A 9,617-nucleotide genomic window follows, 5' to 3' on the forward strand; every position below is an offset into this window, starting at 1 on the left:
AGCGATTGCATCGCTGGACTAGTATAATATTTTGACAATATAACCATGTACTATGCTCCAAATCATGGTATATTCTTTATTATTAAATCATATAAGGAGTGGATCATGAATCGTACATAGTCATACATAGTTGAGAGAAAGAGATCGAAGAATGAATGTAGAACCTAATTTTAAGGAGTGCACTATGCCTAATCCATTCGTAAAACGTTTAATCGTATTTTGTTTGATGCTTTTAATATTACCGACATCCACAACTTTGGCAGCTTCAGTCGTTAAAGATCCCGTTTTAACACAAATCATTCGAACAGAATTAAAGCTATCGGGTAAAAATGAACTGAAAGCAGCCGATTTAAAAAAAATGAAATCCTTGTATTCATTGGATGAAAAAAGAAAAATCTCAAATTTGCAAGGACTTGAGTATGCAGTTAACATAACGGAACTAGTTCTACCCGGCCATAAAATCAAAAATATAAACCCCCTCTCCAAGCTGACAAAAATAAACCTATTGGCTTTAGATGGAAATCAAATTACAGATATATCTCCAATTTCAGGATTGCGCAATTTGGAAAGTTTATTGATTAATGATAACCAAATAAAAGATCTAGGACCTCTAAAAAATTTACGCAATCTTACAAGTTTGCTTGCCGGCGGCAATCAAGTATCAGACTTAAGACCACTCCAAAAGATGAATCTTGAATGGCTTAGTATGGACAATAATCGCATTAAGGATCTGACACCATTAAAAAACCATCCAACTTTACAACATCTTTATCTGCAAGATAATCTTATTCAAGATATTGCTGTGCTTGAAACGATTCCTCATTTAACCGAGGTATATCTGGGAAACAACCCGCTAAATGAACATGCGAAGCAGATCGTTAAAGATTTGGAGAAGAACGGAGTGATTGTGAGCCTGGAGATTGATAAAGTGGATTAGTCTAATCAACTTAAATTTAGATTTTTTTAGTGAGTAATTAGACCATCTTTCTTTCAAATAGGACAAAAAGGCCGTTAATATTAACGGCCTTTTTTGTGCATTGCAGTATATATAAGTCACACGAGCGCTTCTCTACCTGTTAGTCTATATCTCCATTCATTTTTCGTTGTTACCGCATTGGCACAAAATGGCTGATGGAAGACAGGATTTTTTCTGTTTCCGAGATAATATCCGGTGTAAGCTTAAGCTCAATTGCTTTGAGATTCTCTTCAATCTGAACGGGTCTGCTGGAGCCAATAATGGCAGAGCTTACTGCGGGTTGTCGGAGAATCCATGCTAATGCGAATTGGGATAAGGTTGCCCCGAGTTCGTTAGCCATTTCCGATAGTTGTACAGTACATTGGAGCACATCCTCACGTAAATAACTGTTGATGACACCATTTGTTTGATCATTCGCAGCCCGTGTGCCTTCTGGAATTTGCTGTCCTGGTTTGTATTTGCCTGTGAGTACACCCTGTGCTAATGGAGAGAACACAATGAGACCAAGTCCCTCCTGCTCGCATTGCTCAATCACACCTTCTCTCTCGATATATCGCTCAAACATATTGTAGATTGGCTGATTTGAAATCAACGGGCGCAGATTCAAACTTTTGCTGATTCCGGAGGCTTCCGCAATCTGTGCGGCCGTCCATTCACTGACACCTGCATATAAAATCTTACCTTGCGCTTGCAGATCATCCAATGCTCGAAGCGTCTCTTCAACAGGAGTTTCGGAATCAAAACGATGACATTGGTAGAGGTCAATGTAATCTGTGCCCAATCGTTTCAAGCTCGCCTCACACTGCTCGACGATATGTTTACGGGACAATCCACGTTCATTCGGTCCCGATCCTTGCGGGAAAAACAATTTTGTAGCAAGGACATAACTACTGCGTGAATACGACTTCAACGTACTTCCCATGACCTCTTCAGCACCTGTATATGAATTCGACGTATCAAAAAAGTTGACACCGAGTTCGTATGCTTTATGCATACATGCACGCGCTGCCTCCTCAGAAGTGGCCGATCCATAGGTCAGCCAGCTTCCTAATCCAATTTCACTAACTTTCAATCCACTTCTACCCAGCTTTCTGTATTTCAACTGAATCACTCCTTTTTGAGAATGGTTTGACTAGAGGCTATTTATGAAAACGCTCTATTGTACTATCTTAGGATAGTAGTTAAACTTAGGTTTAAGTCAATACCTTCAACCTTTTTTTTGAAAGGAAGATTTGTTTGGAATTTACGATTAAACAAGTTGCAGAACGCACCCAGTTGCCTGCTTCCACGTTGCGGTTCTATGATCGGACAGGTCTGATGCCTTTGTTGAAAAAGACAGAATACGGTACCCGTAAATATTCCGAGATGGATATATGTTGGCTGGAATTAGTACGCTGTCTGAGAGATAGTGGTATGCCACTTGAGGATATAAAAGCATTCATGCTGCTCTGTCTGGAAGGTTCAAGTACTAGTGAGCAGAGGAAAGAAATGCTACAGCAACATCGGCAAAATATCGTGAAGCAAATGGACGTGTTGAACTGTAGCCTGGGAACCATTGATCACAAGCTGGATCACTATAATGAGATTGGCATCTTTCATATCGATACCCCATAATATGATTGTTGTTTATCAGACGGGTGGCCTTTTCAAGTTTAGCTCTGAAAATACGGTTACGAGGAGTGATTTTCATGCGACAACCGATCCAAGACGAATCATGGTACTCATACCCCGGAATGGTTGCAATAGTGACTGCGCGTCATGAGGGAAAGCAAAATATTATGGCTTCAGGATGGCACACGTACATCGGCTCTTTACCAGGAATATATGGCATATCTCTTCGCAAAGAGACCTATACCTATACACTAATAGAGCAAAGCGGAGCATTCGGTGTACACTTTTTGCCTGCACATTGTTCAGAAATAATTCAAGCCGTTGGAACATACAGTGGAAGAGATTTGGACAAATTCAAGGAATTTAATATTGAGTATGAAGAAGGACTTCAAGTCGATATACCTGTTCTCACGGATGCCTACTTTGCATATGAATGCCGTACGCTGAGCATTACAAGTTTTGGCGACCATGAGTGGATCGCAGGAGAAATTGTTCAGCGCTATAGAGATGATTCATGTTTTTTAGAGAATGGACTCCCCGACTTCTCAAAGCTTGAGATTCCATTATATGCAGGCCGATCAACCTACAAAATACTAAATCAGGAAAGCGCGGAAAAGAACCATCCATTGCATCTCAATCGATCGAAGTAGAACTAAATCGACTGATTAGAGCTAAATAGAAGGAGTCCCCTTTTGGGAACTCCTTCTATCATTCCGGGTTTTTGCGGGTTGTTGTATTGATAATACTGGGTTTGACATGCTCACCCACATTTTTTTGACTTCGTCGTTCGAGGCCTCACTCTCCCACGGGCTTTCTCACATTAACTTTAATATTTACGAATGATTCATCTGTTTCTTGGTATAGTACATTTCCATCACTTGATAAATAGTTTCACTTTTAATGGGTTTACTGATGTATTCATCCATTCCTGCCTTCAAGCATCGATCCCTATCCCCTCTTAGAGCATTTGCAGTCACTGCAACGATATAGGGACAGTCTTCAGGAGATAGATTCTCTTTGATCGCTTGGGTCACTTCAAATCCATTTAATTTTGGCATCTGCACATCCATAAATACTATATCGTATGCATTTCTCTTGACAGCTTCTAACGCTTCTTTTCCGTCCACGACATGATCTACGAAGTGTCCCTTTTTTTCAATCATTTTACTAAGGACAAGCTGATTCATATCATTATCCTCTGCAATCAGAATATGGAGAGGGATGTCTCTGTTCTTTTTTGGGGACAGATCTAAGCGCTGGCTGACTTCCTTATTGTTTTTTTTAAAGCAGGCTGTAAATATAAACGTTGTGCCAGGCTCATCTGCATCCTCAATCCATATATCTCCATGCATAAGTTCTATCAATTTTTTGCTGATTGCCAGTCCCAATCCCGTTCCTTGTGTTTTGCGGGTCATAAAGTTATCCAATTGGTAGAATGGCTCAAATAATTGTTGCCTTTTCTCTACTGGAATTCCCACTCCCGTATCTTTGACTTTAAACTCGAGAAACACGTTCTCATCACATTGTTCTTTAACCCGTACTTCAATTTCAACGCTACCTTCGAGAGTAAACTTCACGGCATTACCGATGAGATTAGTCAGTACTTGCTTTAAACGAGATGCATCACCATAAAGCGGAATTGGCAGCGTCTTATCCAAACAAATAAGAATGTCTAACTTCTTTTCGCGGATCAAAGGTTTCACGATTTGCACCGTTTCTGTCACGATTTCTTGAAGATCGAATGGATCAACCACTAAATCGGTTTTCCCTGACTCGATCTTAGAAAAATCAAGGATATCATTGATAATAGTAAGTAAGGAATCTCCACTTTTTTGAATAATTTGAATATATTCTGTTTGCTCCTGGCTCAGTCCCGGGGTATCTAGAAGAAGATCTGTCATTCCGATCACACCATTCATAGGTGTCCGTATTTCATGGCTCATCATCGCCAGAAAATCGCTTTTCGCCTGATTCATCCTTTCAGCTGTTTCTTTGGCGATGAGAAGCTTTTTCTGTTCCGTTATGTCCTTGGCTATTAAATAGTAGCCGACATTGACATTATTAATAATAATTGGGGCAAGCGTTACCAATACTTCCGTTTCACGGCCGTCCTTGTGCAAAACAGTGTTCATTTTCTTCTCAGCCAAACCATAGTGACTCCGCAGAATGAGGCCTAAATTACTAGCCCCAATAAATCTCCCTATACTTTTTCCAATCATTTCGTTTACTGCATAACCTGTCATCTTGACGGATGCAGGATTAGCATTAATAATGTTTCCACTCATGTCAAATGAAATAATAGCATCATGATTATACTTTTTGAGCGAGGTGTAACGTTCGATGGTTTCTTGAAGCCTGAATTCGATCTGTTTCTGTTCGGTAATATCCTGAAGTACACCTTTTAACTCTACGGGCTGTTGATGTTTGTCATAAATGATTAACCCACGTAATTGAATATACTTTACTCTAGCTTCGGACCGAGCGTATTTAAATTCAAAAACAAATGGATCTCTTTGTTCTACGTTTCTTATTTTTTCTCGCAAAGATGCAACATCTGCAGTACTCATTACCTTATAGATATCTTTTGCGCAATAATATGGGTTTGTGCGCTCAAGTTCAAAGATTTCCATTACCTGTTCAGAAATGGTGATCTGATCATGAACTACATCCCACTCCCAGCTTCCAATCTTCGCCAAGCGTTCGGCATTTTCAATAATGCCTTTACTGTGCGAAAGTTTCCGTTCAGATCGGATACGATCAGTGATATCTACAATAAAGCAAATAAAATAAAGGAGTTCAAACGTTACGTCGTCGCTGACGGGAGTTACATGAAAAGAACACCATAATTCTTCGCCATTCTTTTTAATGCAACGCCTTTCATATATATTTTCTGTTACTTTGTTCTCAAAAAGTCCAGCTTCTTCAACGTGATCCTTCGAGGAATCCTCGGGATGCGTTAAATCCTGGCAACGGAGCTCTATCAGTTCTCCCCAAGTGAAACCGGTCATATGACAAAAAGCAGGATTCACTTTCAGCCAATTTCCCGCTGGAGCTATGAGAGCAACTCCAATCGGTGTATGGTCATATATTTGTTCGAAGAATTCATGATGATTAACCTTCTGAACCTGCATTGAAAGCTCTCCCCTACTTCATTTTATGATTTAGAACCATTTTCCCAAAAACTTTATTCTTTGTAAATCAAAATAAAACGAGATAAAACGTTTTTAAATATTAGCCTTTATCACATATGTAATTTGACTTCCAGTAACGGACAAGATGACACTGAATTTAGCATTGGACTACATTCTAATCCTCAAGTTTACGATAAGATAGTATAGGCTCATAAATAATTATGCTTTATTTACTTCCGAGGGGGAACAGAACGTGAAACACAAGCGCAACAAAAGAATGGATTTAAGATTAAAACTATATTCGATCATCCTTGTCCCACTACTGGCTATGGGCGGCCTGATTTTGTGGGCAACGAACTACTCCAGTGAAAATTCATCCTTGATGACAATGCAGCATAACAACCAGAAGCTTGCAGTGAACATCGCTACTGAGATGGGTAAGGAATCAGCATTAATCAACTCGTTATATACTTCAGGTTCGGAGGAAAGCTCTGAATACAAAACACTTAGAGAACAGCTTGTTAAGGCTCGCCTTCAATCGGGGGCCCTTTATGTTTATATGTATAATAAAACACCGAATGGATGGGTCTACACCGTGGATGGCGCGGATTGGGACGATCCGGAATACAGTCCTTACGGGACTGCGTTTGAGCTGAACTCTCAAACTCTAGAACGTTTGGCAAGCGGTGAAGTTGTAACGACTGGCATTGTCGAAGATCCTGTCTGGGGACTGCTTATGTCCTCTTTTACACCAATTAAAGATTCGCAAGGAACGATTATTGGTTATTTGGGTATGGACCAGTCTGCAGCAGAAGTTGAAGGCGTTTCTGCATTAACGTTGAATAATACGTATGGTAAAGTTATCCCGATTTTTGCAGTAGTTTTAATTTTATCGTTCATCATCATGTGGCTTGTCGTAAGAGGGATCCTTCGTCAAGTATCTGACATTAAGTCAAGCCTGGAACAGGTCTCTTCCGGAAATCTCCGGGTTGTATCCACTCAGATGACAAACGACCAACTCGGGGACATCAGTAACCTAATTAATACTATGGTTGTTCAACTAACGAACATTATGAAGGGAATACAACAAGGCTCCGCTACACTGCAACAGTCTTCTAAAAATATTGCCAAAACGTCTCTTACCAATCAGCGTCAGTCTGAAGAGCTTTCCAGAGCTATCGAAGAAATTGCCATAGGCTCCATGAAACAAGCTGAAGAGACAGAACACTCCGTCCAGCATTCTGAAAATCTGGGCAGTATTATGAATGAAGTAGGTTCTTATGTGGAACAGTTCACCCGTACTTCCGATCAGTTATCTGCATTGCAAATACAAGTGACACGCCAACATGAGGTTCTGCTAGAAAAGGGCCGTGAGAACGCCAAACTTGTTGAGGATCAACAGAGTATTTCCAAGTCGCTGACGACACGTTCGGAACTTGCTTCTTCCATCAGTGGACAGATTCACAACATATTAAAACAAACTCAAATCTTATCTTTGAATGCTTCGATTGAAGCAGCCCGTGTTGGTGAAGCAGGTAAAGGCTTTGGAGTTGTTTCTAATGAGATGGGACATCTCGCTCAAGAATCCGAACGTTCGATTCAGGAGATTGATGAGATACTGAGTTCGTTTGTTCAAGAAATTCATCATATGGGAACGCATCTGGATTCAAATATGTTAGCTGCCAAGGAGCAGGAAGAACAGATCGCTGAATGTCTTCAAAGCTTCAAACAGGTAAGCCGGTTATCCTCTGAAGTGCATGAGCTTGCTCAACGTCTGGAAAATCGGACAATCCATATGCAATCCATTCGCCAAGAGGTGGAGCAACATTTGAGTTACATTGCTTCCACAACTGAGGAAACATCAGCCATGTCCGAAGAAGTTTCCGCCAGTGCTGTAGAGCAACAGCGTTCGGCCAATGAACTATCAGGCATTTCCGGAGAGCTAACCCTCCTTGCTGATAACCTCAAATCGTATTCAGATCAATTTCAAATCGAAATCCATGATACGGATAAATAATAAGTAAAGACCGATGCTTGATTCAATAAAGTGTCGGGCTTTTTTTTATCGTTTTGACATTTTGTTTTACTTCATAGTTTGAGTTACGGTTCTCTGTAACTAAAATTCAGCCGGCCAGTGTTTCATTACATAGCGGTTTGTTTTAAATTATCAACAGCTGGCTTTTCGCATGATTACAAGCCGGACTAGCAATACTAAGGATTAGTTGGCTATAGCTTACATAACGGAGGTCTCATCATGGTATTCACAATCACAATTATCATCGTTGCACTCTTTGCAATATGGGGAGCCGTTGCTCCTGATCAGCTGGCTGATGTGGCTAACGTGGCCTACAACTTCTCGATTCACAATTTTGGCTGGTTTTATCTGCTGGCGACACTGTTCTTCCTGATCTTCGCCTTCTATCTGGCGTTCAGTCGATTCGGCAATATCAGACTGGGGGATGACGATGATGAACCGGAATATTCTACGATTTCCTGGCTGTCCATGCTTTTTAGCGCTGGTATGGGGATTGGACTGGTTTTCTGGGGAGTTGCCGAACCGCTGTCCCACTTTTTATCTGCACCGGAAGGAGCAGAAGCCGGAACCGCTCAGGCAGCAAGACTTTCCATGCGGTATTCCTTCTTCCACTGGGGGCTGCATCCTTGGGCGATCTATACCGTTATCGGCTTAGCGCTTGCTTACTTCCAGTTCCGAAAAGGGTATAAAGGGTTGATTAGTTCCACCTTTATCCCTTTGATCGGAGAGCGTCTTGCGGCAGGCTGGCTTGGCAAGGCCATCGATATTTTGGCGGTCATCTCCACCATTTTTGGTGTAGCGACATCACTTGGACTGGGTGCACTGCAGATTGGTGGAGGACTGAATCACTTATTCGGTATCGCTAACTCCACGACGGTACAGGTGATCATCATTACGGTAGTAACCGTACTTTATTTAATCTCGGCAACCTCCGGACTGGACCGAGGGATTAAAATTCTAAGCAATACGAACCTCGTTATAGCTTTGCTATTGATGTTATTTGTATTGGTGACCGGACCGACTACGTTTATCTTTGACACATTTACAACAACCTTAGGTAATTATTTGCAAAATATTGTTAACATGAGCTTGAGACTAACGCCGTTCTCAAGAGAAACCTGGATTGGAGCATGGACTTTATTCTACTGGGCATGGTGGATCGCGTGGGCTCCGTTTGTCGGAACTTTTATCGCAAGGGTATCCAAAGGAAGAACGGTAAAAGAATTCGTGATTTACGTGATGCTCATTCCAAGCCTCTTCGGATTTGTCTGGTTCTCTGTCTTTGGTGGAACAGGTCTTCACATGGAGTTGTTTAATGCTGCAAATCTGGCGGAAGCTGTCAAGCAAGATACGACAACGGCTCTATTCCTTATGTTGGAGCAACTACCTTTAGGCACGATTGTAGCTTTCATTGCCACAATCTTAATCATGATTTTCTTCATTACGTCAGCGGATTCGGCTACGTTTGTTCTTGGCATGTTAACAACAGATGGTAATTTGAACCCGAGTGCAAGAGTCAAATTAACCTGGGGTATCTTTCAATCGGCAATTGCGGTCGTACTGCTGATTAGTGGGGGATTGAATGGTCTTCAGACAGCCTCTATTGTAGCTGCGCTGCCATTCGCAGTTGTACTTATTGGCATGTGTGTGTCCCTTCTCAAAGCTCTGCAAGCTGAAGATCGAGAGCGCCGTCAGAAGGAAAAACGACAGCGCCAAAAACTGAAACGACTGCTGGAAGAACAGGAAAACCTGCAGATCTGAATAGCCGGCAGGTAATGTATCCTTGATCTCTAACGTATGCAATCTCTACAGAAAGAAAGGACACTCACTTTTGTAAAATGTACCCTATAAGATGGACACTTAA

7 protein-coding genes are annotated in these 9,617 nt (G+C 41.3%); 5 read left to right on the forward strand and 2 right to left on the reverse strand.

Annotated elements, in window-relative coordinates; translation table 11 throughout:
- The first annotated feature begins 151 nt into the window (after window positions 1-151).
- Window positions 152-937: a leucine-rich repeat domain-containing protein gene (locus H7T88_RS17765; RefSeq protein ID WP_221789588.1), complete on the forward strand. Its 786-nt coding sequence runs from the start codon at window positions 152-154 to the stop codon at window positions 935-937.
- A gap of 169 nt (window positions 938-1,106) precedes the next feature.
- Here H7T88_RS17765 and H7T88_RS17770 read toward each other — a convergent pair whose 3' ends face one another.
- Window positions 1,107-2,078, reverse strand: coding sequence for an aldo/keto reductase family protein (locus H7T88_RS17770; protein ID WP_221789589.1), 972 nt, complete (start codon window positions 2,076-2,078; stop codon window positions 1,107-1,109).
- 134 nt (window positions 2,079-2,212) lie between these two features.
- On the opposite strand from H7T88_RS17770, the gene H7T88_RS17775 reads away from it, so the two are divergent.
- On the forward strand, window positions 2,213-2,590 hold the full coding sequence (locus H7T88_RS17775; protein WP_221789590.1) for a MerR family transcriptional regulator: 378 nt from the start codon (window positions 2,213-2,215) through the stop codon (window positions 2,588-2,590).
- A gap of 74 nt (window positions 2,591-2,664) precedes the next feature.
- Window positions 2,665-3,237 (forward strand): flavin reductase family protein, encoded by a 573-nt coding sequence (locus H7T88_RS17780; RefSeq protein WP_221789591.1) that lies wholly within the window; start codon window positions 2,665-2,667, stop codon window positions 3,235-3,237.
- A gap of 183 nt (window positions 3,238-3,420) precedes the next feature.
- Here the strand turns inward: H7T88_RS17780 and H7T88_RS17785 are convergent, their stop codons facing one another.
- Window positions 3,421-5,718, reverse strand: a complete 2,298-nt coding sequence (locus H7T88_RS17785; protein ID WP_221789592.1) for a PAS domain S-box protein — start codon at window positions 5,716-5,718, stop codon at window positions 3,421-3,423.
- Between the two features lie 253 nt (window positions 5,719-5,971).
- Between H7T88_RS17785 and H7T88_RS17790 the strand changes: the two genes are divergently transcribed.
- Together H7T88_RS17790 and H7T88_RS17795 are read left to right on the forward strand one after the other, a co-directional pair.
- Window positions 5,972-7,735, forward strand: a complete 1,764-nt coding sequence (locus tag H7T88_RS17790; RefSeq protein WP_221789593.1) for a methyl-accepting chemotaxis protein — start codon at window positions 5,972-5,974, stop codon at window positions 7,733-7,735.
- Window positions 7,736-7,972: 237 nt separating this feature from the next.
- Entirely contained in the window at window positions 7,973-9,514 is a 1,542-nt protein-coding gene (locus H7T88_RS17795; RefSeq protein WP_154959215.1) for a glycine betaine uptake BCCT transporter, read from the forward strand.
- The last annotated feature ends 103 nt before the right edge of the window (window positions 9,515-9,617 follow it).

The sequence above is a fragment of the Paenibacillus cucumis (ex Kampfer et al. 2016) genome (assembly GCF_019748695.1).
In the GTDB taxonomy this organism is placed as follows: domain Bacteria; phylum Bacillota; class Bacilli; order Paenibacillales; family Paenibacillaceae; genus Paenibacillus; species Paenibacillus polysaccharolyticus.

Coding starts and splice junctions, on each gene's coding strand:
- H7T88_RS17765 (WP_221789588.1), top strand. CDS start 152: ATGAATGTAGAACCTAATTTTAAGGAGTGCACTATGCCTAATCCATTC.
- H7T88_RS17780 (WP_221789591.1), top strand. CDS start 2,665: ATGCGACAACCGATCCAAGACGAATCATGGTACTCATACCCCGGAATG.
- H7T88_RS17785 (WP_221789592.1), bottom strand. CDS start 5,718: ATGCAGGTTCAGAAGGTTAATCATCATGAATTCTTCGAACAAATATAT.
- H7T88_RS17795 (WP_154959215.1), top strand. CDS start 7,973: ATGGTATTCACAATCACAATTATCATCGTTGCACTCTTTGCAATATGG.